The following is a 22,542-nucleotide window of genomic DNA, read 5'->3' on the forward strand; positions in this document are numbered from 1 at the left end:
CTGTTAGGACGGGTTTTGGGGGTTTCGGGCCGCGATCAGGTCGAGTGTGCGCCGGATCTGGTCCCATTCCACCCGGTAGCCGCGGGCGGTTCCCGACCCCACCACCATGGCATAATGCTGCTGCCAGCAATCCGTGAGCAGCTTGAGCGAGGTGGTCACCCGGTCCGCCGGCTGCAGGGTCAGCACCGTGCCACCCGGCGCCATGGCGATCACGCCATGGGCAAGCTGGCTGCCCTCGACGCCCACCACCAGCCGGGCCGCGCCGGCCGCCTCGGCCAGTTGGTCGGCATCGTGGCGGTCGATGTAAAGCGTGCGGAAACCGTATTCGGCCTCCAGCCGCTCGGCGATCTCGGCCTCGTTCTCCAGGATGCGGGCATCGCCGCTGGCGCCGCGAAAGATGAAGACGCCGGGCAGCGGCTCCAGCGGGCGGTCCTTCAGGATGCGGGCGCGGTTTTCCTGCGCGCGGGCGCGGCGGTGGCTGTTGTTGTGCAGGTCGTCGAACAGGACCAGCTCGTCGAAATGCACCTCGCCGATGCGGCGCGGCGCCATGCCCAGCAATTCCTCGTAGCGGGCGATATGGCCGCCCCGCACCGGGGCCGAGGTCACGGGCATGCCGGCCGCTTCGGCCAGGCGATAGGCAAGGCAGTCGTTCAGAAGCCAGTTGCCGAACCAGCGATTGCCGATCCAGCTTTCGTAAAGCGCGCCCGACAAGCTTTCGCGCGGCCGGGAATAGGTCAGGCCGGAACGCTTGCGCTGGCGCAGGTGGCGCTCGGCCCCGCGCGCGTGAAGCACGCCATCGACGAAATCCACGTCGCGAAACCGATAGCCCATGGTCGGCGGCGTGCGCTCGGCCGGGTTGCCCTGCATCTGCGCCAGGATGTCGGGCAGGGCGCCGAATTCGGTGCGCGAGATATGCTCGATCTGGTCGGGCAGCCAGATCCCCGGCATGATCTCGACCGTTTCGGCCGGACAGATCTCCCACCGCTCGGCAGCGGTGTCGAAGAAATCCGCATGGCCCCTGCCGAAAAGGCGATGCAGGCGGTTATGGATCGGTCTGAGGGAATGCATGGCGGCTCGGCTGGCTGGTCGGGCGGAGTTTGCGGGCGCAAGGCGGCGGGCGCAAGGGGCAGAACGGCCGGTTCAGTTCGGAACCGGCCCTTTTAATGCCTCGATCAGCGTCTGGGCGATCATGGCATGGTCCTGCGCCGAGGGGTGCCACAGGCAGGCATTGCGCCGCGGATCGCCCAGGATCACCAGTTGGTTGGCAAGGCCGCGGGCGGCCAGCAGTTCCGATGCGGCTCGATGCGCCTCGACCAGTTCGGGGCCGTATTCGCCAAAGGCCAGCAACACCATGGCCGCGCCGGGATTTTCCTGCATGCGCGCCGCGGCGAAATCGGCCAGAGCCGGGCCGAAGTCGCGGCGCAACTCGGCCTTGTCGCGCCACGCTTTGCCGGGGGCGAGGTCCGAGCCGAAGACATTGGAGCCAAGCCCGATGACGACGATATCCGCCGGGCGCTGGGGCAGGGCCACGGCATCCCCATCCCCCGGCAGGGCCAGCGGATAAAGCCGGTCCATGGTGCGGTCGGGTTCGGCCCCGCCGTAATTGCGCAAGAGCCCGATCCCCGAGCGGGCGACGATCCGGTAATCCGCGCCCAGAGCCGCCGCGACCTGCGGCCCGAAGCTGCGGCTGGTATCGGTGGCGGCATAGATTTCCTCGGCGTCGCAATCGCGGCGCTCGGCGGTATTGGCAAAGCCGACGGTGTCGGAATCGCCGATGAACTCGATCAGCCGCGGCACCGGATCGGGCGGCGGCAGCGCCTGCGCCGGATCGCCCAGGAAGAAGCCGCCGAAAAGCGCCGGGCCACTTGATTCGCTGATCTTTTCGGCGCGGATCTCATGCGGGCCGGACGCGAGGCCCTCGATTCGCAAATCCTGCCGTCCGGGGCGCGAGACCTCGACCGCCTTGCCGTTCAGCATCACGCGCCAGTGATTGAGCGAATCGTCGAAGCGCAGGGTGACGCCCGTGCCCTCGAACCGGGCCGAGGCATGAAATCCCGGCCATTCGTGGCGATAGCCTTCGCCCGAGGGACCAGCCGCCGCGCGGCCCGTCACCGCGGCGGGCAGGGCGGCCAGGCCCGGTTGCGGCGCAACAAGCTGCGCTCGCAAACCCGCATCTTCGGCAAGGCTGAGGGTCGGCACCGGCGTCAGGGGACGCGGCGGCGCAGGCCAGGCAAGGAAGGCCATTGCGGCGGCCAGGGCGATGGCCGCCATCCCGACGCCGATTCGTTTCACCCAGCCTGCACCCATGACCACCCGCCAGAAAACCCGCCGCCGATCCCGACTGGCGCCCCCAGCGGCCGGTCAGCCGCGAAACCCGGCAAGAATCGCGATCGCTTCCTGCATGTCATAATGATGATTGCCGATGAAGAAGCCATGGGTATCGATCTCTTCGGCATGGCTCATCGATCCGTGCAGGCTGTGATCCATCAGCCGCAGCACCGGGTTCTTCGTGAAATTGCCGCTGACGATGGGCCGGGTCTCGAACCCCAGCGCACCAAGCCTCGCCAGAACCTCGCGCCGCGTCAGGCCGGTTTCGGGGCGCAGCACCAGCGAAAAGCCGAACCAGCTGCTTTCGCCGATCTCGCGCTGGATGCGGAACAGCGGATGACCCGCCATCGCCTCGGCCCAGCCTGCGCCGTTTGCGCGCCGGCCCTCGACCAGCCGGGGCAGTTTCGCCAGCTGCGCCCGACCCAGCGCACCCGACATCTCCAGCGGGCGCAGGTTGTAGCCGGGCAGGACGAAGCGAAAGCTTTCCTCGAAGGGATCGTCGCTTTTCTCGTCCGTCACCCGGTTGAGTTTCGGCAGGTTGCGGGTCCAGCCATGCGCCCGCAGCGCCAGCAGGATGTGGTAAAGCTCCTCGTCATCGGTGACGACCAGCCCACCCTCCATGGTCGAGATGTGATGCGAGAAGAAGGTCGAGAACGTCCCCATCACCCCGAACGTGCCGCATTGGCGGCCGCCGAACGTCGCGCCCATCGATTCGCAGTTATCCTCGATCAGCACGACCTGCCGCGTCCCGATGATGGTGCGGATCGCGTCGAAATCGTTGGGGTTGCCCAGCAGGTTCACCGCCATGACGGCGCGGGTGCGCTTGCCGATCGCCTCGGCCAGCGCGGTCAGGTCGTAGTTCAGCGTCTCGCGGTCGATATCGACGAATTTCAGGTGCAGCCCGTATTGGTGCAGCGGGAAGAAGGTGGTGGACCAGGACACCGCCGGCACGATCACCTCGTCGCCCGGCATCAGCCGCAGCGCGGGGTTCTGCGTATGGCGCAGCGCCGCCACCATGGCGAGATTGGCCGACGAACCGGAATTGACCATTACCGCATGGCGGCTGCCGGTAAAGCGGGCGAATTCGGCCTCGAATGCCGCGACCTCGGGTCCCATGGAAAACCGGCCCGAGCCGATCACCCGCTGCAAGGCATCCTGCTCCTCCTCGTCCCAAGTAGAGGTGGCAAGGGGAAAGCGGCTCATGGCTGGTGCTCCAGATACCAGGCATAGGTGGCGGCGATGCCCTCGCGCAGCCCGGTCCGCGGCGCCCAGCCCCATTCCGCCTGCCGCGCCACAGAGAGAAGCTTGCGCCGCATGCCGGCCGGCTTGCCCAGCTCATGGGTGAAACGCCCCCGCCAGCCGATCACCTCGGCCACGGTGCGATAATAGTCGTCGATCGTATGGTCGACACCCGGCCCGACATTCATCACCTGCGGCAGCGCCGAGGGATCGGCCAGCGCGCGCAGGATCGCATCCGCCAGGTCGCCGGCATACATGAACTCGCGCCGCGCCGTGCCGTCGCCCCAGATCTCGACCGTCTCATGGCCCTCGACCCTGGCGCGATGGATCTTGTGGATGATCGCCGGCAGCAAATGCGACCGGCGGGGGTCGAACTTGTCGTGCGGGCCATAGAGATTGCAGGGGATCAGCGTGCGCCATTGCAGGCTGCGATCTTCGCGGCAGGTATAGTCCACCAGCCGCATCGCCATGATCTTGGCCAGCGCATAGCCCTCGTTGCTGGGCTCCAGCGCGCCGGTCAGGATCTGCTCCTCGGACAGGTCGCGGCCCAGGTCGCGCGGATAGACGCAGCTCGAACTCAGGTTGATCAGCACCGGGATGCCTGCATTGCGGCAGGCGGTGATCAGGTTCAGCCCGATCAGGGCGTTCCCGGCAAGATACCGCACCGGCTCGGCCATGTTGGCCTGGATGCCGCCGACCGCGCCGGCCGCATGCACGACCGCATCCGGGCGCTGCCGGGCCAGCCAGTCGCGCAAGGCGCGGGCGTCGCACAGGTCCAGCTCGGCCCGCGAGGGGGCCAGCACCTCCCAGTCCGCGATGCCGGGATGGGCGCGCAGGTTCAGCCCGACCATGCCGTGCCCGCCGGTGATGAGCAGCCGCGCCATCTAGCGCCCCCCGGCCGGGACCGGCTGCCCGAGCCCGTGATGCTTCAGCAGCGCATGCTGCCGGGCGCAGCGCAGATCGGCGGCGACCATCTCGGCGATCATTTCGCGCAACCCGGTCTCGGGCCGCCATCCCAGCCGCTGACGCGCCTTGAAGGCATCGCCCAGAAGGCTCTCCACCTCGGCAGGGCGAAAGTATTTCGGATCGACCCGCATCACCACGTCGCCCGGCCTTACGGCCGGAGCCAGATCGCCCTCGACCGAGGCGGCCACGGCGATCTCGTCCACGCCCGAGCCGCGAAACTCCAGCGTGATGCCCAGCTCCTCGGCCGTCCAGGCCAGGAACTGGCGCACGCTGTGCTGCTCGCCGGTGGCGATGACGTAGTCGTCGGGCTCGTCGCATTGCAGCATCAACCATTGCATGCGCACATAGTCGCGGGCATGGCCCCAGTCGCGCAGCGCGTCCAGATTGCCGAGATAGAGACAACTCCCGACCCCCTGCGCGATATTGGCCAGCCCGCGGGTGATCTTGCGGGTGACGAAGGTCTCGCCGCGGCGCGGGCTCTCATGGTTGAACAGGATGCCATTGCAGGCGAATAGCCCGTAGGCCTCGCGATAGTTCACCGTGATCCAATAGGCGTAAAGCTTGGCCGCGGCATAGGGGCTGCGGGGATGAAAGGGCGTGCGCTCGGTCTGCGGCGTCTCGCGCACCAGCCCGTAAAGCTCGGAGCTCGACGCCTGGTAGAAGCGCGTCACCCCCTCCAGCCCCAGGAAGCGGATCGCCTCCAGAAGCCGCAGCGCGCCCAGCCCGTCGACATCGGCGGTATATTCCGGCGCCTCGAAGCTGACCGCGACATGGGATTGCGCGCCCAGGTTGTAGACCTCGTCCGGGCGCACCTCGGCCATGATCCGGGTCAGGTTCGAGGTATCGGTCAGGTCGCCGTAATGCAGGAAGAAGCGTGGCTGGACCTCGTGCGGGTCCTGGAAGATGTGATCGACCCGCTGGGTATTGAAGGACGAGGCGCGGCGCTTGATGCCATGCACCTCATAGCCCTTTTTCAGCAGGAACTCGGCCAGATAAGAGCCATCCTGCCCCGTCACCCCCGTGATCAGCGCCTTCCTTGCCACGACCGCACCCTCGCACCATTTAAAACCGCGCGGAAGGAAAACCGCGCCACCGAACCTTATCAACACCACAGCAGCCGCAAGCGGCTTCTTCGTTCTTCAAATACTCATGCGGCCGTGCCGCCCGGGCCGGCACCGCCGCAATGGCGCCGCGCCCGATCTCACCGTTTTCAACTACTCCGGCAGTGCCGCGCCTTACTTCGCCGCGTCGAAGACCGGCTGATAGATCTCCTTCAGCCGCACCACCGCCTCTTGCGGCGACATCTCGACCGACTCGCCCGTCCGGCGCGAGGTCAGCTCGACCTTGTTGGCCGCCAGGCCGCGCGGGCCGACGGTGATGCGCCAGGGCAGGCCGACCAGGTCCATGGTGGCGAATTTCGCGCCCGCCCGCTCGTCGCGGTCGTCATAGAGCGGGTCCAGCCCCTGCGCCTTCAATTCGGCATAAAGCGCCTCGCAGGCGCCATCGGTCGAGGCGTCGCCCTGTTTCAGGTTGACGATGCCGACATGGAACGGGGTGACGCCCTCGGGCCAGATGATGCCCCTGTCGTCATGGCTGGCCTCGATGATCGCGCCCAGCAGGCGGCTGACGCCGATGCCGTGCGAGCCCATGTGCACCGGCACCCGGCTGCCGTCCGGGCCGACCACGGTCGCGCCCATCGGCTCGGAATATTTCGTGCCGAAATAGAAGATCTGGCCGACCTCGATACCGCGCGCGACGCGGCGGCGCTCCTCGGGGATCTGCTCGAACAGCGCCGCGTCATGGGTCTCGTCGGTGCGGGCATAGCGGCTGGTGAATTCCTCCAGCACCGCCCGGCATTGCGCGACATCGTCGTAGTCGATCCGGCGGTCGCCGAATTTCAGGTCGGTGATCTCACTGTCATAGAAGACCTCGGATTCGCCGGTCTCGGCCAGCACCAGGAATTCATGGGTATAGTCGCCGCCGATGGGGCCGCCGTCGGCACGCATCGGAATGGCCTGCAGGCCCATGCGCTCATAGGTGCGCAGATAGCTGACCAGGTGGCGGTTATAGGCGTGCAGCGCGTCCTCTTTCGTGAGGTCGAAATTGTAGCCGTCCTTCATCAGGAATTCGCGGCCGCGCATGACGCCGAAGCGCGGGCGGATCTCGTCGCGGAACTTCCACTGGACATGATACAGCGTCAGCGGCAGGTCCTTGTAGCTGTTCACATGGCTGCGGAAGATGTCGGTGATCATCTCCTCGTTGGTGGGGCCGTAAAGCAGGTCGCGCTTGTGGCGGTCCTTGATGCGCAGCATCTCTTCGCCGTAATCGTCATAGCGGCCGCTTTCGCGCCACAGGTCGGCCGATTGCAGCGTCGGCATCAGCATGGCGATATGGCCGGCGCGGGCCTGTTCCTCATGCACGATCTGCTCGATGCGCCTGAGCACCTTGTAGCCCAGCGGCAGCCAGGAATAGATGCCCGCCGCCTGCTGCTTGATCATGCCGGCGCGCAGCATCAGCCGGTGGCTGACGATCTGGGCCTCTTTGGGGTCTTCCTTCAGAACGGGCATGAAATAGCGCGACAGACGCATGGCGAAATCCTCGATATGGGCCGGCACGAGTTAGCGCAGAGCGCCCAGCGGGGCAACGCCATTCCTTGCAAGCCGCGCCGCGACCGTCCACATAGGAACGCGAACGCGGGGACAGGAGCGACGAGACCCATGCAATTGCCGGTGCAGAAGCAGATCCTGTATTGGGGCGGCGCGCTGGCCGTCCTGCTGCTGGCGCTTTGGGGGCTGGGCAATGCCGTCACGCCCTTCATCATGGGCGCGGCGGTGGCCTATCTCTTCGACCCGCTGGCCGACCGGCTCGAGCGGCTGGGCCTGTCACGCACCGCCGCGGTGGTCATCCTCACGCTTTGCGGGCTCTTGCTGGTGGTGGCGTTGTTCCTGCTGCTGGTGCCGGTGCTGGTGCGCCAGACCACGGCGCTGATCGAGACGGCGCCCGAGATGCTCCAGCAGCTCCAGCAATTCCTGATGACGCGCTTTCCCGAGATCTTTACCGAGGGCAACCCGGTCAATACCGCGCTGACCAACATGGGCCAGCAGATCAGCGAGCGGGGCGGGCAACTGGTCAGCACCGTCCTGGGCTCGGTGATGGGCGTGGTCAGCATGGTCATGCTGATCGTGATCGTGCCGGTCGTCGCCTTCTACCTGCTGCTGGACTGGGACAACATGGTGGACCGGCTGGACGACCTGCTGCCGCGCGAACATGCGGGGACCATCCGCCGCCTGGGGCATGAGATCGACGCGGCGCTGTCGGGATTCGTGCGCGGGCAGGGCATGGTGATCCTGATCCTGGGCACCTTCTATTCGGTCTGCCTGGGCCTGATCGGCCTGCCGTTCGGCGTGGCGATCGGGGTGATCGCCGCCTCGCTCTCGTTCATTCCCTATGTCGGCGTGGTGATCGGCGGCGTGACCGCCATCGGCGTGGCGCTGTTCTCGTTCTGGGGCGAGCCGGTCTGGATCGGCGCGGTGATCGCGGTCTTCGTCATCGGCCAGGTGGCCGAGGGCAATTACCTGCAACCCAAGATCGTCGGCGGCCATGTCGGGCTGCACCCGGTCTGGCTGATGCTGGCCCTGACCGTCTTCGGCACGCTGTTCGGCTTCGTCGGCCTGCTGATCGCGGTGCCGGCTGCCGCGGCGCTTGGCGTGCTGGTCCGCTTTGCCGTCGCGCGCTACAAGGAAAGCGCGCTCTATACCGGGCGCGAGGTGCCCTCGCCGCCGGCGCCGCCCACCATGGTCGAACTGGTGCCGCGCGGCACCACCGAGCGCGCCCGCCAGTTGGCGCAGATGTCGCGCGACGTGGCGGTGGCGCAGATCCAGCGCGACGAGCATCTGGCGCATCTGCTGGAAGAGCACCAGCACCGCCAGGAGGCCGGCAGGATCCCCGATGCCGAGGGGCCGCCCTCGCCATCCGCGCTTTGGACCGAGGCGCGCGAGAACCTGCCCGGCAAGGACGGCTGAGCGGTGGCCAGACAGCTGACCCTGGACCTGACGATGCCGCCGGCCTCGTCGCGCGACGATTTCCTGATCACCGCGGCCAATCGCGACGCGCTGGCGATGCTGGATGCGCCGGGGCGCTGGCCGCAGGGGCGGCTCTTGCTGATCGGCGGTCCCGGTTCGGGCAAGTCGCATCTGGTCGGCTTCTGGGCGGCGGAACATGGCGCGCAGATCTGCCACGGCTGGACGCTGGCGCCCGAAGGCGTGGACGAGTTGGTCCAGCCCGGCGCCGCGCTGGTCGTCGAGGACGCGCATGAGATCGGCGGCAACCCGACCGCCGAACAGGGCCTGTTCCACCTGTGGAACCTTGCCGGTGCGCGGGGGGCGCTTTTGCTCATCACCGCGCGGTCGGCGCCGCGCGACTGGGGCGTGGCGCTGCCCGACCTGCGCTCGCGGCTGGAGACGGCGGCGCAGGCGATCCTCGGCCCGCCCGACGATGCGATGCTGACCGCCGTGCTGGTCAAGCTGTTCGCCGACCGCCAGATCCAGGTCGCGCCCGAGGTGGTGGACTGGCTGGTGCTGCGCATGGAGCGCGACCTGGACATGGCCCGCCGGCTGGTCGCAGCCATCGACCGCGAATCGCTGGCCGACCGCCGCGCCATCACCCGTCGCCTCGCCGCCGAGCTTCTGGACAAGCTGGCCCCCGTCGACGCATGATCCTTACCGCATTTTTCCAAAGTCCCGTGACATGACCCAGGCCGATTTCCTGAAATCCCCCTTTCCCGCCCCGCGCGAGCTGCCCGACGGCCCGCCCGAGGGGCCGACGCGATTCTTCAACCGCGAGATCAGCTGGCTCGCCTTCAACTGGCGCGTGCTGGACGAGGCGCGCAATCCGCGCGTGCCGCTGCTGGAACGGCTGCGCTTCCTGTCGATCTCGGCCACCAATCTGGACGAGTTCTATACGGTGCGCGTCGCCGGCCTGCGCGAACTGGTGCGCGAGGGCAACACGACGCTTTCCGACGACGGGCTGACCCCGGCCGAACAACTGGCGCTGGTCAACGCCGATGCCCGCCGGCTGATGGGCGCGCAGCAGGCGGTCTGGAACGGGCTGCGCCGCGAGATGGAGCAGGCCGAGATCACCATCCTGTCGCGCGGGCGCGTGACCCGCGCCGAGGACGAGTTCCTGCGCCGCCACTTCATGGACCAGGTGTTTCCCGTGCTTTCGCCGCTGGCGATAGATCCGGCGCACCCCTTTCCCTTCATCCCGAACGCCGGCTTTTCGCTGGCGCTGGAACTGGCTCGGGAAAGCGATGGCCAGCAGATGCAGGCACTGCTGCCGATCCCGCAGCAGATCGCGCGCTTCATCTCGCTGCCGGGCGGCAAGCGGTTCCTGCGGCTGGAAGACCTGCTGCTGATGCATCTGCCGAGCCTGTTCCCCGGCTATCGCGACATCGGCCATTGCGCCTTTCGCGTGCTGCGCGACAGCGACCTGGAGGTCGAGGAAGAGGCCGAGGACCTGGTGCGCGAGTTCGAGACCGCGCTGAAGCGTCGCCGGCGCGGCAGCGTCATCCGGCTGAAGATCACCGCCGGCGCGCCCGACCGGCTGCGCCGGCTGATCATGGAGGAGCTGGAGGTCGATCCCGAGGAGGTGGTCGAGGTCGAGGGCCTGCTGGGCGTCGCCGACCTGCGCGAACTGGTGCTGGACTCGCGCCGCGACCTGCAATGGCCCAGCTTCACCCCGCGCGTGCCGGAACGGGTGCAGGACCATGACGGCGACATGTTCGCCGCCATCCGGCAAAAGGACATGCTGCTGCACCACCCCTACGAGACATTCGACATGGTGGTGCGCTTTCTGGCGCAGGCGGCGCGCGACCCGGACGTGCTGGCGATCAAGCAGACGCTTTACCGCACCTCGCGCGACAGCCCCATCGTCGATGCGCTGTGCGAGGCCGCCGAGTCGGGCAAGTCGGTGACGGCGCTGGTCGAGCTCAAGGCGCGTTTCGACGAGGCCGCCAACATCCGCCAGTCGCGCCGGCTGGAGCGTTCGGGCGCGCATGTCGTCTATGGCTTCGTGCAATACAAGACCCATGCCAAGATCAGCGCCGTGGTCCGGCGCGAGGGCGACCAGCTGGTGACCTATACCCATTTCGGCACCGGCAACTATCACCCGATCACCGCGCGGATCTATACCGACCTGTCGCTCTTCACCTGCGATCCGGCGCTGGGGCGCGATGCGTCCAAGGTGTTCAATTTCCTGTCGGGCTATGTGCAGCCCGACGGGCTGGAGAACATGGCGATCTCGCCCATCGATCTCAAGGAGACGCTGCTGGAGCTGATCGCCCGCGAGGCCGAATTCGCCCGCCGCGGCCGGCAGGCCGAGATCTGGGCCAAGATGAACAGCCTGATCGACAAGGACGTGATCGAGGCGCTTTATGCCGCAAGCCAGGCGGGCGTGAGGATCAACCTGGTGATCCGCGGCATCTGCGGGCTGCGCCCCGGCATCGCCGGCCTGTCCGAGAACATCCGGGTGAAATCCATCGTCGGGCGGTTCCTGGAGCATTCGCGGATCGTCTGCTTCGGCAACGGCTTCGGCCTGCCATCCAAGCGCGCCCGGGTCTTCATCAGCTCGGCCGACTGGATGGGCCGCAACCTGAATCGCCGGGTCGAGACGCTGATCGAATGCTTCAACGAGACGGTGAAGGCCCAGATCACCAGCCAGGTCATGGCCGCGAACATGGCCGACGAGGCGCAAAGCTGGCTCTTGCAGCCCGACGGGCGCTATCTGCGTTATCTGCCGGCGGGACGGGACGACCTGTTTTCCTGTCACAAGTTCTTCATGGAAAACCCGTCACTGTCGGGACGCGGCAGTGCGGGTGCCCGCGACGTTCCGGCGCTCATGCACTCGACGGATTGACGCAAGGGGGGCATTTGCCCCATCCAAGGCGCGCGCCCAGGCGTGGTAACGGAATCGAGAGGAACCCGATGAACGGCATCGTGACCGCAAGCGGAGAAACCATCGAACCCTTCGGGCGCTCGCTGTTCGAGCGCGCCTCGGAACGGGCATTGAGCCGGGTCGGCGTGGTCGACGTGGGCTCGAACTCGATCCGCATGGTGGTCTTTGACGGGGCGGCGCGTTCGCCGGCCTATTTCTACAACGAAAAGGTCATGGCCGGGCTGGGCTCGGGCCTTGCCACCACCGGCCGGCTGAACCCCGAGGGGGTGCGCCGCGGCATGGCGGCGCTGCGCCGTTTTGCGGTCCTGGCCGACAGCATGGGGATCAAGCCGCTGACCTGCGTCGCCACCGCCGCCGTGCGCGAGGCCGAGGACGGCCCGGCCTTTCGCAAGGCGGTCGAGAAGGAGACCGGGCTGAAGCTTCTGGTCATCGACGGTGAGGAGGAGGCGCGGCTTTCCGCGCAGGGCGTCCTGCTGGGCTGGCCGGAGGCCAAGGGGCTGGTCTGCGACATCGGCGGCAACTCGATGGAACTGGCCGAGGTGGCGAACGGCAAGGTCGGCCGCCGCATCTCGACGCCGCTGGGTCCGTTCCGGCTGCAACAGGTCAAGGGTGGCGCCTCGGGCCTGCGCGACCATATCCGCGATACCATCGAGGCCGCAGCAGAGCGGCTGGGGCGCGGGCACGAGCAGATCTATCTGGTCGGCGGCTCGTGGCGGGCCATCGCGCGGCTGGACATGGAACGGGCGAAATACCCGATGACCGTGCTGCACGAATACCGCATGTCGCCCCAGGCCGTCGCCGATACGGTGAAATGGATCGGCGACAAGACCGTCCCGGAAATGCGGACGATGACCGGCATTTCGCAAGGCCGGATGGAGCTGGTGCCGCTGGCCAGCCAGGTGCTGCGCCAACTGGTGCAAAGCCTCAAGCCGAAATCGCTGGCCGTGTCCTCCTATGGCATCCGCGAGGGGCTGCTTTACGAACAGATGCCGACCGGCTTGCGCTCTCGCGATCCGCTGATCGAGGCGGCGCGCTTTGCCGAGCGGCAGATGGCGCGGATGCCGGGCTTCGGCAAGAAGCTCTATCACTTCCTGGAGCCGCTGTTCGGCGACCTGCCGCCCGAGCGCGACCGGCTGGTCAAGGCGGCCTGCCTGCTTCACGACACGACCTGGCGCACCCATCCCGATTATCGCGCCGATGCCTGCTTCGACAACGTGACGCGGGCCAACATGGCGGCGCTGTCGCATCCCGAGCGGGTGTTCCTGGGCCTGTCGCTGCTGCATCGCTACAAGAACAGCCGCGCCAATTCGCCCATGGCGCCGCTTTTCGCCCTGCTTTCCGAGAAGGAGATCCGCGAGGCGGAGGTGCTGGGCAAGGCCCTGCGTTTCGGCGCCATGTTCTCGGTCAAGGATCCGGCCGAGGCGGGGACGCTGAAGCTTCAGCGCAAGAAGAAGCAGCTGGAACTGAAGCTGACGAGGACCGGGCGGGCGCTGCTGGGCGAGGTGGCCGAGGCGCGGTTCCGCGCGCTTGCCGAAGCCATGGGCGTCGCGCCGCTGGTGACCGAGGGCTGAGCGGCGGGCTGAGCGGCGGGCCGAGCGATTTGCCCTTGGACGGCCTTCTCCTTATGGGGGAGGAGCTGTCCAAATGAACAACTTTTCCGTGTGAAAGAATCGTGGCATTCCGCTGCTCACGGAGGGCGGCGGTCCTTGTGTGGTTTTATCCGGTGTCCGGTTCCGGATCGCCGCCCTCCGTCTTGTCCAGCCGGATGAAAAGGGCGGGGCTCAAGCGCCCCAGGTCCGCTCCAGCAGGTTCAGCCAGTTCTTGCAGGCGATCTTTTCGACCAACTCGCGGCCATAGCCATGGTCCAGCATGGCCTGCAAAAGATTCTGCAGGGCCGAGGCATCGGCCAGATCCGCGGGCATGTCGGCACCGTCGAAATCCGAGCCGAGCGCGACGCCATCCTCGCCCAGGAACGCAAGCAGGTGGTCAAGGTGGCGCAGCATGACCTCGAACCCGTGCATCGGGTCGCGCCGGCCCTCGGGATGCAGGAAGCCCACGGCGAAATTCAGCCCGACGAGGCCCCGCGATTCGGCGATCACCCGCAACTGCCGGTCGGTCAGGTTGCGCGAGCTGGGTGCAACGGCATGGGCGCAGCTGTGGCTGGCGACCAGCGGTGCGTCCGAGAGCCGCGCCACGTCGTCGAAGCCCTTTTCGTTCAGGTGCGACAGGTCCAGCATGATGCGCAGCCGGTTGCATTCGCGCACCAGATCCTCGCCCTCGGCCGTCAGCCCCGGCCCTGTATCGGGCGACGAAGGGAAAGCGAAGGGCACGCCATGGGCATAGCGCGTCGGCCGCGACCAGACCGGCCCCAGCGAGCGCAGGCCCATGGCGTGCCAGGCATGCAGCGCATCCAGGTCGGGGATCGGCTCGGCGCCCTCGATATGCAGGATGGCGGCGATTCGGCCATCGGCGATGGCCGCGCGCAGATCGGCGGCGGTCCTGCAGATCGCCAGCGTGCCGGTCCGCTCCATCGCCATCAGATGGCCGGCCTGGGCCAGCGCATGGGGCAGGGCCTGGGCAGGCGCCACCTCGGGCGGCAGCGGCAGGGCGAAGGGCGGGTTCTTCTTGAGCATCGCTGCCATCGCATCGTCGGGGCCGGGGGGCGAGGGCGTCCAGATGGCGAAGAAACCGCCGGCAAAGCCGCCCGCCTTCATCCGCGGCAGGTCCAGATGCCCGCTGCCGTCGCCTTCCAGCCAAAGCCGGTCGCGGCCGGGCCCCGCAGCCACCATGCGCTGCAAGAAATCGTTGTGACCGTCAAAAACCGGAATCATGCTCATGTCCTTTCGCATTGCGCGGCGCAACATGCGCCGCTTATGCGCGTGCCGCAAGCGGCGGGGGTGCAAGCCGGCCTCATCCGGGGGCGGGTTTCCTGCGCCGCTTCAGAAGTGAAAACCCTCTTTCCCCGCGCCGCCGCTGCGCTAAGCTGGGAAAACAGCGAGGGAAGGAGACCCAGCCATGACCCGGATCGCCAAGGATTTCGACGGCCAGACCGTCATCTGCACCTTCGATGTCACCCCCGGCAGCGCGCATGACGTGCTGGACGCGCTGACCGCCGCCTATGACGAGGTGATCAGCCGGCAGCCCGGCTATGTCTCGGGTGCGGTCCACCTGAACGATGCCCAGACCCGGATCTGCACCTATTCGCAATGGCGCGACCGGCGCGACTACCAGGCCATGCTGCGCAGTCCCGAGATGCGCGAACGCAACCGCGCCATCAACGCCATGTGCCGCCATTTCGAGCCGGTGATGTACGAAGTGGTCGATTGCTGGCCGGGCTGAGCGCGAAACCCATGCTGCGACTGCGAAAAGCCCGTGCATTGCGCAAGCTTAGCCCCTAGTCTGGCGAAAAGCAGTCGGGCGATTGCCGGAACGGAGGGGCGCATGGCAGGACGCATCATCACGATTGCCCAGCAAAAGGGCGGCTCGGGCAAGACAACGATCGCGGTCAATCTGGCGGTGGCCCTGCGCGGGCGCGGCCATTCGGTCGCGCTTCTGGACACCGATCCGCAGGGCAGCATGGGACGCTGGTTCCTGGAACGGCTGGAGCGGCGGGGCGAGGACGAGGCGCTGGAATTCACCACCTCGTCGGCCTGGGGCGCCAGCTACGAATCCGACAAGCTGAAGAAACGCTTCGATTTCGTCATCATCGACACGCCGCCCAAGATCGACAGCGACCTGCGTCCGGCGCTGCGCGTGGCCGACCTGGTGCTGGTGCCGGTGGCAACCAGCCATGTCGACCTGTGGGCGACCGAGGGCGTGCTGGACCTGGCCCGGCGCGAGAGATGCGACACGCTGATCGTGCTGAACCGCACCCGCTCGCACGCCCGGCTGACCGGCGAGGTGGCCGAGGCCGCCGCCGCGCTGGGGGCCGAGGTGGCGGCCGCGCAGCTTGCCAACCGCGTCGCCTATGCCGAGGCGCTGGGGCAGGGGCTGGGCGCCGGCGAGGCGGCGCGCAATGCCACCGCCCGGGCCGAGGTCGAGGCGCTGGCCGAGGAAGTGCTTGACACGTTGGGCTAGGCCGCGATTCGCGGAAATCCGCCGATCGGCCGGGGCCGGGGAAACCAACCGCCGGTTGATGGGTTGCGTGGACAGCAAGTCCAGACTCATGAGGTCGAGATGAAACTGCCGCTTTCCCTTGCCGTTCTGGCAACCCCCTTCGCCTTGGCCGCCTGCACGCCCGAGGCTCCGCCGCCCCCTGAACCCGAAACCGTCTCCGTCGATCCCTGCGGCGCGGCGCGCTACAGCCATCTGATCGGCCAGACCTCGCCCACCATCTCGGTGCCCGAGGGGCAGATGTATCGCATCGCCCGCGAAGATCGGCCGATGACGATGGAGATGATCCAGGACCGGCTGACCTTCATCGTCGACAGCCGGGGCAAGCTGCTTTCGGTCAGCTGTAGCTGACCGGGGCGCAGGAGCGCTGCCTTCCGCGACAGCCGCCCGCGATCAGCCGCGGCGGCGCGACCGTTTGTTGCCGCCGCGCTGTCCGGCCCGCCCCGCGGTCGAGCGTCCCGATGACTTGACCGCTGCCTCGGCCGCCTCCTCGATGGCGGGTTGCCGGGCCAGCGGGTCGTCGGCGATCGCCAGTTCGACCGCCTCCAGCCGCTTCACCTCGTCGCGCAGCCGCGCGGCCTCCTCGAATTCCAGGTTCTCGGCCGCCTTGCGCATCTGCGCCCGCAGCGCGTCCAGATGCGCCGCCAGGTTGGCGCCGACCATCGGTTTCTCGACCCGGGTGGTGATGCGCGCCTGATCGGTATCGCCTTGCCACAGCCCGGCCAGCACGTCCTCGACATTCTTGCGCACGGTCTGCGGCGTGATGCCATGCGCCTCGTTATAGGCGACCTGCTTCTGGCGCCGGCGCTCGGTCTCGGCCATGGCGCGCTCCATGCTGCCGGTGATGCGGTCGGCATACATGATGACGCGGCCGTCGGCGTTCCGCGCCGCCCGGCCGATGGTCTGGATCAGCGATGTTTCCGAGCGCAGGAAGCCCTCCTTGTCGGCATCGAGGATCGCTACCAGCCCGCATTCGGGGATGTCCAGCCCCTCGCGCAGCAGGTTGATGCCCACCAGAACGTCGAAGGCCCCCAGCCGCAGGTCGCGCAGGATCTCGATGCGCTCGATGGTGTCGATGTCGCTGTGCATGTAGCGCACGCGGATGCCCTGTTCGTGCAGGTATTCGGTCAGGTCCTCGGCCATGCGCTTGGTCAGGGTGGTGACCAGCGTGCGCATGCCGGCGGCGGCGACCTTGCGCACCTCGTCCAAGAGGTCGTCCACCTGCATCTCGACCGGGCGGATCTCGACCTGCGGGTCCAGCAGGCCCGTGGGGCGGATGACCTGTTCGGTGAAGACGCCGCCGGTCTGGTCCAGCTCCCATTGCGCAGGCGTGGCGCTGACAAAGACCGATTGCGGGCGCATCGCGTCCCATTCCTCGAATTTCAGCGGCCGGTTGTCCATGCAGCTGGGCAGGCGGAAGCCATGCTCGGCCAGCGTGAACTTGCGCCGGAAGTCGCCGCGATACATGCCGCCGATCTGCGGCACGCTGACATGGGATTCGTCGGCAAAGACGATGGCATTGTCGGGGATGAACTCGAACAGCGTCGGCGGCGGCTCGCCCGGCGCCCGGCCGGTCAGATAGCGGGAATAGTTCTCGATCCCGTTGCAAACTCCAGTAGCTTCAAGCATTTCCAGGTCGAAGTTCGTGCGCTGTTCAAGCCGCTGCGCCTCCAGCAGCTTGCCCTCGTCGGCAAGTTGCTTCAGCCGTGTCTGAAGTTCTGCCCGTATCCCCTTGATTGCCTGCTGCAAAGTCGGGCGCGGAGTGACGTAGTGGCTGTTGGCATAGATGCGGATCTGCTTGAAGCTGTCGGTCTTGGCGCCGGTCAACGGATCGAATTCGGTAATCGATTCAAGTTCGTTTCCGAAGAAGTCAAAGCGCCAGGCCCGGTCTTCCAAGTGGGCCGGCCAGACCTCGACCAGATCGCCACGCACGCGGAAGCCACCGCGCTGGAAGGCGGCGTCGAGGCGGCGATATTGCTGCGCCACCAGTTCTGCCAGGAATTCGCGCTGGTCGTAGAGCTGGCCGACCACCATGTCCTGGGTCATTGCCGAATAGGTCTCGACCGAGCCGATGCCGTAGATGCAGGAGACCGAGGCGACGATGATCACGTCGTCGCGTTCCAGCAGCGCCCGGGTGGCCGAGTGGCGCATCCGGTCGATGGCCTCGTTGATCTGCGATTCCTTCTCGATATAGGTGTCGGAACGCGCGACATAGGCTTCGGGCTGGTAGTAATCGTAATAGCTGACGAAATATTCCACGGCATTTTCGGGGAAGAAGCCCTTGAACTCGCCGTATAATTGCGCGGCCAGCGTCTTGTTGGGCGCCAGGATGATCGCCGGGCGCTGGGTTTCCTCGATCACCTTGGCCATGGTGAAGGTCTTGCCGGTGCCGGTGGCGCCCAGCAGCACCTGGTCGCGTTCGCCCGCCCGCACGCCCTGCGACAGTTCGGCGATGGCGGTGGGCTGGTCGCCCGCCGGCTGGAACTCGGAACGCATGACGAAGCGCTTGCCGCCCTCGAGCTTGGGCCGGCTCACCTCGGGAAAGCGCGCGACGGGGGCGTTGGTGTTGTTGTGGCCCATGGTTTCACCTTTGTTCCTGCCAGGGTCAATCTGGCGCATTCGCGCCCCAATGCAAGCCCGGCACGGGAAAATGGGCCATGCAGGGGTGGCAATCCGGCCGGAATGGCGGGAAATCGCGCGACGTGCATCTTGATCGCCCGGCCGGCATCGGGGATAAGGCGACAAGCAAGAACAGAGGGTTCCCGCCATGCGTGTCCGCATCTACAAGCCCGCCCGCAACGCCATGCAATCCGGCACGGCCCGCACCAGGAACTGGGTGCTGGACTTTCCGCCGGCCGATCCGCGCGCCATCGACCCGCTGATGGGCTGGACCAGCAGCGACGACACCCAGAGCCAGGTCCGCCTGCGCTTCGAGACCCGCAAGCAGGCCGAGGATTACGCCCGCGAGCATGGGCTGGACTACGAGGTGATCGAGCCGCATACCCGCGCCGTGAACATCCGTCCCCGCGGCTATGGCGAGAATTTCGCCAGCGACCGGCGCGCGCCCTGGACGCATTGAGCCGGCGCACCGCCGCGCCCGGCACGGCATTTCTCGATCCTTCCAAGGGCCGGCGATTGCTGGCCTTGTCTTGTCGCGCCGGACGGCGTTGCGGTCGGGCGGCCCGGCATCGAGGCCCGGCATCGAGGAAAGCGCATTTCCCCGCAAATCTTTGCAAATATTTGGTGAAATGGCGGAAGCGGTGGGATTCGAACCCACGGTGGGGTCTCCCCCACGCTGGTTTTCAAGACCAGAGCCTTAAACCACTCGGCCACGCTTCCAGCCGGGTCGGGATAGGCCGGCGCGCAGGGCGAGGCAAGGGGAAACTAGCCGCGCCACGCAACGGGCGGGGCGGCGGCCGGCAGCCGCAGCCCGGCGCAAAGCCCGCCCAGGTCCGAGCCCTCCAGCACCAGTGCCCCACCATGCAGCGCGGCCAGATCGGCGACGATGGCAAGGCCGAGGCCGGTGCCCGGAGGGCCGGTCTCGTCAAGCCGTGCGCCGCGGGTCAGGGCGCGCGCGTGATCCTCGTCCGACATGCCCGGGCCGTCGTCCTCGATCAGGATGCGTAACTGGTCGCCCTGGAGCAGGACGGTGATGCGGACCCGGTTCTTGGCCCATTTCACCGCGTTCTCGACCAGGTTGCCGATCATTTCCTCAAGATCCTGCCGCTCACCGGCAAAGGCGGGGTCGGCATCGGCCCGGATCTCGGCCCGCAGGCCCGAATCGCGGATCGGACCGCCCAGCACCAGAAGGATGTCCTGGATCACCGGCGCGACCGGCGTGCGCTGGCCCAGCAGCCGCGGCGCGGCCGAACTGCGGGCGCGCCGCAGGTGCCAGCCGATCTGGCGGTCCATGCGCGCGATCAGCCCATGGCCCGGATGCTCGGACGGCAGCGCATTGTCCAGCGCCGCCAGCGGCGTCTTGAGCGAATGCGCCAGATTGCCGACATGTTCGCGCGCGCGCGCCAGCACGGCGCGGTTCTGTTCCAGCAGCGCGTTGATCTCGGTGGCGACGGGGCGCAGCTCGGCCACGGCGGGCAGGGGCAGCGCCTCGGCCTGGCCCGAGCGGATGCGGCGCAGGTCGCGGCCCAGCCGGTCGAGGCTTTGCAGCCCCGCCACGACCTGCAGCACGCTTGCCGCCGCCAGGGCCAGCCCCAGCACGGCAAGCGAGACCGCCAGCGGCCGGCGCAGCCGCGCCATGGCGGCGTCGATCTCGGCCCGGGGGGCGGTCACGGTCACGGCCAGCGCCGAGGCGGAATCGGGCAGGGTGAAGGCGTGGCGCGCAACCCGCAGCGGCTCTTCTGCCGGGCCAAGGCCGGGGCCGCCCTGGAAATCCGCCTCGGGCGGGTTCAGCACGTTGTCGAAAAGCGAGGGCGATTTCGCCATCACCTGGCCGTCCTGCGTCAACTGCCAGAACCAGCCCGAAAGCGGCATCTGGAAACGCGGATCGGCCGGGCCGGGACCGGCGGCCAGCCTGCCCTCGGCGTCGATGGTGGCCCCGGCGATCAGCGCATCGGCCACCGCCTCGGTCTCGGCGTCGAAGCGGCCGGTGATGAAATCCTCGAGGATCGCGGCGATGGCCAGGTAGCCGCCGACCAGCGCTACGCCGGTCAGCAGCGCCGCCAGCGCGATCAGCCGCGCGCGGATCGAATCGCGCGGCAGGATCAAGCCGCGGTCCTCAGCACATAGCCCTCGCCGCGCCGGGTCTCGATCAGGCCGTCGCCGATCTTCTTGCGCAGCCGGCCGATCACCACCTCGATGGACTTGAAATCGCGGTCGGCGGCGGAATCGTAAAGGTGGTCCGACAGTTCGCTGCGGCTGACCACGCGGTTCTGGTGATGGATCAGATAGGCGAGGATGCGGGTCTCGAACGCCGTCAGCTTCAGCGCCAGCCCATTGCGGGTGATGACGCCCAGCTGAGTGTCGAGCCGCAGCGGCCCGGCCTTGATCACCGCCTGGGCATGGCCGGCGGCGCGGCGGACCAGCGTCTGGGCGCGGATCACCACCTCTTCCAGCCGAAAGGGCTTGACGGCGTAGTCGTCGGCGCCAGCGCGAAAGCCCGCCACCTTGTCGGTCCAGTCGCCCCGCGCGGTCAGGATCAGCACCGGCATGCTCACGCCGCCCTCGCGCCAACGCGTCAGCACCTCGATCCCCGGCAGGCCGGGCAGGCCCAGGTCCAGGATCGCCAGGTCGTATGCCTCGGTCGAGCCGAGGAATTCGCCCTGCGTGCCGTCGGCGGCGATGTCGCAGGCAAAGCCGCCGTCGCGCATGGCGGCGGCAAGCTGGGTGGACAGCATCGGATCATCCTCGACGATCAGGCATTTCATGGCTTGGGCCCCTTTCGGCGGGCATCGGTCAGTCCCGCGCCCGCCACTTCCAGAAAATCGCCGCTATGCGCGTCCAGCCGGATCAGCAGCACGTCGCGCTTTGGCGTCAGCAGGCGCAACTCATGCACCAGCACCACGCCGCGCGTGCGTTCCTCGGGGGTGGGCGGCACGATGCGCGCCGCGATCAGCCGGCCGCGAAACCGTTCGCCGACGATCTCGGCGGCGCGATTGAGCGGCAGGATGCGGAAATCGCGGCGCTGGAGGCTTTCGAACTCGGGTGCCCAGTCCTCGGGCCAGGGCGGGGCGTGATCGTGGCCGCGGTCGTCGCCCGATGCGGGCAGCGCCAGCGCAAGCGCGGCAAGAAGCGGCAGGGATATGATGCGCAGGCGGTTCATCGGCCCTATGTAATGGGGGAAATCCAAACGAAAGCCAAACGGGTCGTTGGTCTTTGGTTGGCCAGAGGGGGGCTATCACCCGATTCGTCCGGGGCCGCAGAAGACGCCCCGATAAGGAAGGAACCAGAGATGAGCAGAAAACTCTCGACCTCGATCGCGCTTTCGGCACTGCTGGCGGTGCTGGGGGTCCCGGTGCTTGCGCAAGACACGCCCGCCGCCCCGCCGCCCGCGGCCGAGGCCCCGGCGCCGGTCGTGCTGCCCCAGGCATTGCAGGATGCGGGGCTGAGCGATGTGACCAGCAAGCGCGGTCCGCGCGGCGCGACCCGGATCGAGGGCAAGCTGCCCGACGGCACGCAGATCGACGCCATGCTGGACGCCAAGGGTCAGTTGCGCGGCCTGCGTGCCCGGGGCGATGCGGCGCTGCCGCAGGCGCTTATCGACCAGTTGGTGCCGCAGGCCGTGCGCGACAGCGCGGTCTTTGGCGAGCTGGGCACGCTGAAGGCGGTGTTCACGGGCGAGCGCGGGGTGATGCTGGCCGGGCAGGATGCCGACGGAAACAAGCTGCGCGCCGCCTTTGCCCAGGACGGCACCCTGCTGCGCTTTGGCCGGGGCGATGCGGGGCGCGACGGTGAACGGCATGGCAAGCGCCAGGACGACCGCCGGGACAAGGGCTACCATCACCGCGGCCACGACAAGCGCGACGGCCATCGCGGCTGGCACCACGGCCCGCGCGGGGACCGCAGTGGCGAGAAGGGCGCGCCGCCGCCCGCAGGTGCCGCGCCCGAGGCTCCCGCCGCGGATGCGCCGCAGCGCCAGGGTGCGCTGTCTCCGACGCGACTCGACCGGGGCGAGGTGCGCATGGCGCTGACCTCGGCCGGCTACAGCCGTATCGGCGAGATCCTGCAGGACGGCCCGCGCGTCGTGGCGCAGGCGGTGAACCCCGAGGGCGAGCCCGTCGCGGTCGAACTGAACCCGAAGGGGCAGGTCATGCGGGAAATCAACCGCTAAGGCAGGTTGCAGGCGGAGCGGGCCGCGCGGGCTTTCCAGCCGGCGCGGCCCGTTTCGGCGGAGCTTTTCGATCAACTCTCGGCAAGAGCCTGCCTTCCGGCGCGAAAAGGCTTGCCTGATCCGCGCGGCAATGCGAAATCCCCTCGGAATTTCCGGGT

Annotated in this window: 20 protein-coding genes and 1 tRNA gene; 9 read left to right on the plus strand and 12 right to left on the minus strand. The window is 67.8% G+C overall.

Annotation, left to right across the window (positions count from 1 at the left end; all coding sequences use genetic code 11):
* Nucleotides 1-3: 3 nt before the first annotated feature.
* From QPR87_RS10800 to proS, 6 genes are all read right to left on the minus strand, one after another.
* Nucleotides 4-1,068: a glycosyltransferase family 61 protein gene (locus QPR87_RS10800; RefSeq protein WP_285049576.1), complete on the minus strand. Its 1,065-nt coding sequence runs from the start codon at nucleotides 1,066-1,068 to the stop codon at nucleotides 4-6.
* Nucleotides 1,069-1,140: 72 nt separating this feature from the next.
* Nucleotides 1,141-2,292, minus strand: coding sequence for an SGNH/GDSL hydrolase family protein (locus QPR87_RS10805; protein ID WP_285049577.1), 1,152 nt, complete (start codon nucleotides 2,290-2,292; stop codon nucleotides 1,141-1,143).
* A gap of 69 nt (nucleotides 2,293-2,361) precedes the next feature.
* The gene (locus QPR87_RS10810) at nucleotides 2,362-3,531 is read right to left on the minus strand and encodes a DegT/DnrJ/EryC1/StrS family aminotransferase (RefSeq protein WP_285049578.1); all 1,170 of its coding nucleotides are present in this window, start codon (nucleotides 3,529-3,531) and stop codon (nucleotides 2,362-2,364) included.
* Complete coding sequence (locus tag QPR87_RS10815; RefSeq protein WP_285049579.1) at nucleotides 3,528-4,451, minus strand: GDP-L-fucose synthase family protein; 924 nt, start codon at nucleotides 4,449-4,451, stop codon at nucleotides 3,528-3,530. The genes QPR87_RS10810 and QPR87_RS10815 overlap by 4 nt, the downstream gene beginning before the upstream one ends.
* Complete coding sequence (gmd, locus tag QPR87_RS10820) at nucleotides 4,452-5,576, minus strand: GDP-mannose 4,6-dehydratase (RefSeq protein WP_285049580.1); 1,125 nt, start codon at nucleotides 5,574-5,576, stop codon at nucleotides 4,452-4,454.
* Nucleotides 5,577-5,768: 192 nt separating this feature from the next.
* Nucleotides 5,769-7,121: a proline--tRNA ligase gene (gene proS / locus QPR87_RS10825; protein ID WP_104492636.1), complete on the minus strand. Its 1,353-nt coding sequence runs from the start codon at nucleotides 7,119-7,121 to the stop codon at nucleotides 5,769-5,771.
* A 129-nt stretch (nucleotides 7,122-7,250) separates the two neighbouring features.
* Here proS and QPR87_RS10830 point away from each other — a divergent pair, with 129 nt between their 5' ends.
* From QPR87_RS10830 to QPR87_RS10845, 4 genes are all read left to right on the plus strand, one after another.
* A complete protein-coding gene (locus tag QPR87_RS10830; RefSeq protein WP_285049581.1) occupies nucleotides 7,251-8,555 on the plus strand; it encodes an AI-2E family transporter in 1,305 nt (434 codons plus the stop codon).
* Between the two features lie 3 nt (nucleotides 8,556-8,558).
* Nucleotides 8,559-9,248, plus strand: coding sequence for a P-loop NTPase family protein (locus tag QPR87_RS10835; protein ID WP_104492408.1), 690 nt, complete (start codon nucleotides 8,559-8,561; stop codon nucleotides 9,246-9,248).
* Nucleotides 9,249-9,279: 31 nt separating this feature from the next.
* Complete coding sequence (locus QPR87_RS10840) at nucleotides 9,280-11,445, plus strand: RNA degradosome polyphosphate kinase (protein WP_285049582.1); 2,166 nt, start codon at nucleotides 9,280-9,282, stop codon at nucleotides 11,443-11,445.
* Between the two features lie 68 nt (nucleotides 11,446-11,513).
* Nucleotides 11,514-13,055 (plus strand): Ppx/GppA family phosphatase, encoded by a 1,542-nt coding sequence (locus QPR87_RS10845; protein WP_285049583.1) that lies wholly within the window; start codon nucleotides 11,514-11,516, stop codon nucleotides 13,053-13,055.
* Between the two features lie 210 nt (nucleotides 13,056-13,265).
* On the opposite strand, the gene QPR87_RS10850 is transcribed toward QPR87_RS10845, so the two are convergent.
* Entirely contained in the window at nucleotides 13,266-14,315 is a 1,050-nt protein-coding gene (locus tag QPR87_RS10850; RefSeq protein ID WP_285049584.1) for a dipeptidase, read from the minus strand.
* A 184-nt stretch (nucleotides 14,316-14,499) separates the two neighbouring features.
* Between QPR87_RS10850 and QPR87_RS10855 the strand changes: the two genes are divergently transcribed.
* The 3 genes from QPR87_RS10855 (at nucleotide 14,500) to QPR87_RS10865 (ending at nucleotide 15,948) form a co-directional block, all read left to right on the plus strand.
* Nucleotides 14,500-14,823, plus strand: a complete 324-nt coding sequence (locus tag QPR87_RS10855; RefSeq protein WP_104492416.1) for an antibiotic biosynthesis monooxygenase family protein — start codon at nucleotides 14,500-14,502, stop codon at nucleotides 14,821-14,823.
* A gap of 102 nt (nucleotides 14,824-14,925) precedes the next feature.
* A complete protein-coding gene (parA, locus tag QPR87_RS10860) occupies nucleotides 14,926-15,561 on the plus strand; it encodes a ParA family partition ATPase (RefSeq protein WP_011747629.1) in 636 nt (211 codons plus the stop codon).
* Nucleotides 15,562-15,660: 99 nt separating this feature from the next.
* Nucleotides 15,661-15,948: a hypothetical protein gene (locus tag QPR87_RS10865; protein ID WP_011747630.1), complete on the plus strand. Its 288-nt coding sequence runs from the start codon at nucleotides 15,661-15,663 to the stop codon at nucleotides 15,946-15,948.
* A 42-nt stretch (nucleotides 15,949-15,990) separates the two neighbouring features.
* Here the strand turns inward: QPR87_RS10865 and uvrB are convergent, their stop codons facing one another.
* The gene (gene uvrB / locus QPR87_RS10870) at nucleotides 15,991-18,177 is read right to left on the minus strand and encodes an excinuclease ABC subunit UvrB (protein WP_285049585.1); all 2,187 of its coding nucleotides are present in this window, start codon (nucleotides 18,175-18,177) and stop codon (nucleotides 15,991-15,993) included.
* Between the two features lie 187 nt (nucleotides 18,178-18,364).
* On the opposite strand from uvrB, the gene QPR87_RS10875 reads away from it, so the two are divergent.
* Nucleotides 18,365-18,676, plus strand: coding sequence for an ETC complex I subunit (locus QPR87_RS10875; protein ID WP_104492421.1), 312 nt, complete (start codon nucleotides 18,365-18,367; stop codon nucleotides 18,674-18,676).
* A gap of 170 nt (nucleotides 18,677-18,846) precedes the next feature.
* On the opposite strand, the gene QPR87_RS10880 is transcribed toward QPR87_RS10875, so the two are convergent.
* From QPR87_RS10880 to QPR87_RS10895, 4 genes are all read right to left on the minus strand, one after another.
* Nucleotides 18,847-18,936 (minus strand) — tRNA-Ser (locus tag QPR87_RS10880).
* 45 nt (nucleotides 18,937-18,981) lie between these two features.
* Nucleotides 18,982-20,322 carry a sensor histidine kinase gene (locus tag QPR87_RS10885; RefSeq protein WP_285049586.1) on the minus strand — a complete coding sequence of 447 codons (1,341 nt, stop codon included), beginning with the start codon at nucleotides 20,320-20,322 and terminating at the stop codon, nucleotides 18,982-18,984.
* Nucleotides 20,319-20,981 carry a response regulator transcription factor gene (locus QPR87_RS10890; RefSeq protein ID WP_285049587.1) on the minus strand — a complete coding sequence of 221 codons (663 nt, stop codon included), beginning with the start codon at nucleotides 20,979-20,981 and terminating at the stop codon, nucleotides 20,319-20,321. Before QPR87_RS10890 ends, QPR87_RS10885 begins: the two co-directional genes overlap by 4 nt.
* On the minus strand, nucleotides 20,978-21,376 hold the full coding sequence (locus QPR87_RS10895; RefSeq protein WP_285049588.1) for a hypothetical protein: 399 nt from the start codon (nucleotides 21,374-21,376) through the stop codon (nucleotides 20,978-20,980). Before QPR87_RS10895 ends, QPR87_RS10890 begins: the two co-directional genes overlap by 4 nt.
* Before the next feature lie 129 nt (nucleotides 21,377-21,505).
* Here QPR87_RS10895 and QPR87_RS10900 point away from each other — a divergent pair, with 129 nt between their 5' ends.
* Entirely contained in the window at nucleotides 21,506-22,384 is an 879-nt protein-coding gene (locus tag QPR87_RS10900; protein ID WP_285049589.1) for a hypothetical protein, read from the plus strand.
* The last annotated feature ends 158 nt before the right edge of the window (nucleotides 22,385-22,542 follow it).

Origin of the sequence: Paracoccus sp. SSJ (assembly GCF_030234105.1) — a bacterium.
Lineage (GTDB): Bacteria > Pseudomonadota > Alphaproteobacteria > Rhodobacterales > Rhodobacteraceae > Paracoccus > Paracoccus denitrificans.

What these genes read in the sequence shown, in the direction of transcription:
- QPR87_RS10800 (WP_285049576.1), bottom strand. Translation starts at nt 1,068, where the DNA reads ATGCATTCCCTCAGACCGATCCATAACCGCCTGCATCGCCTTTTCGGC.
- QPR87_RS10810 (WP_285049578.1), bottom strand. Translation starts at nt 3,531, where the DNA reads ATGAGCCGCTTTCCCCTTGCCACCTCTACTTGGGACGAGGAGGAGCAG.
- QPR87_RS10815 (WP_285049579.1), bottom strand. Translation starts at nt 4,451, where the DNA reads ATGGCGCGGCTGCTCATCACCGGCGGGCACGGCATGGTCGGGCTGAAC.
- proS (WP_104492636.1), bottom strand. Translation starts at nt 7,121, where the DNA reads ATGCGTCTGTCGCGCTATTTCATGCCCGTTCTGAAGGAAGACCCCAAA.
- QPR87_RS10830 (WP_285049581.1), top strand. Translation starts at nt 7,251, where the DNA reads ATGCAATTGCCGGTGCAGAAGCAGATCCTGTATTGGGGCGGCGCGCTG.
- QPR87_RS10840 (WP_285049582.1), top strand. Translation starts at nt 9,280, where the DNA reads ATGACCCAGGCCGATTTCCTGAAATCCCCCTTTCCCGCCCCGCGCGAG.
- QPR87_RS10845 (WP_285049583.1), top strand. Translation starts at nt 11,514, where the DNA reads ATGAACGGCATCGTGACCGCAAGCGGAGAAACCATCGAACCCTTCGGG.
- QPR87_RS10850 (WP_285049584.1), bottom strand. Translation starts at nt 14,315, where the DNA reads ATGATTCCGGTTTTTGACGGTCACAACGATTTCTTGCAGCGCATGGTG.
- QPR87_RS10855 (WP_104492416.1), top strand. Translation starts at nt 14,500, where the DNA reads ATGACCCGGATCGCCAAGGATTTCGACGGCCAGACCGTCATCTGCACC.
- parA (WP_011747629.1), top strand. Translation starts at nt 14,926, where the DNA reads ATGGCAGGACGCATCATCACGATTGCCCAGCAAAAGGGCGGCTCGGGC.
- QPR87_RS10865 (WP_011747630.1), top strand. Translation starts at nt 15,661, where the DNA reads ATGAAACTGCCGCTTTCCCTTGCCGTTCTGGCAACCCCCTTCGCCTTG.
- uvrB (WP_285049585.1), bottom strand. Translation starts at nt 18,177, where the DNA reads ATGGGCCACAACAACACCAACGCCCCCGTCGCGCGCTTTCCCGAGGTG.
- QPR87_RS10875 (WP_104492421.1), top strand. Translation starts at nt 18,365, where the DNA reads ATGCGTGTCCGCATCTACAAGCCCGCCCGCAACGCCATGCAATCCGGC.
- QPR87_RS10890 (WP_285049587.1), bottom strand. Translation starts at nt 20,981, where the DNA reads ATGAAATGCCTGATCGTCGAGGATGATCCGATGCTGTCCACCCAGCTT.
- QPR87_RS10895 (WP_285049588.1), bottom strand. Translation starts at nt 21,376, where the DNA reads ATGAACCGCCTGCGCATCATATCCCTGCCGCTTCTTGCCGCGCTTGCG.
- QPR87_RS10900 (WP_285049589.1), top strand. Translation starts at nt 21,506, where the DNA reads ATGAGCAGAAAACTCTCGACCTCGATCGCGCTTTCGGCACTGCTGGCG.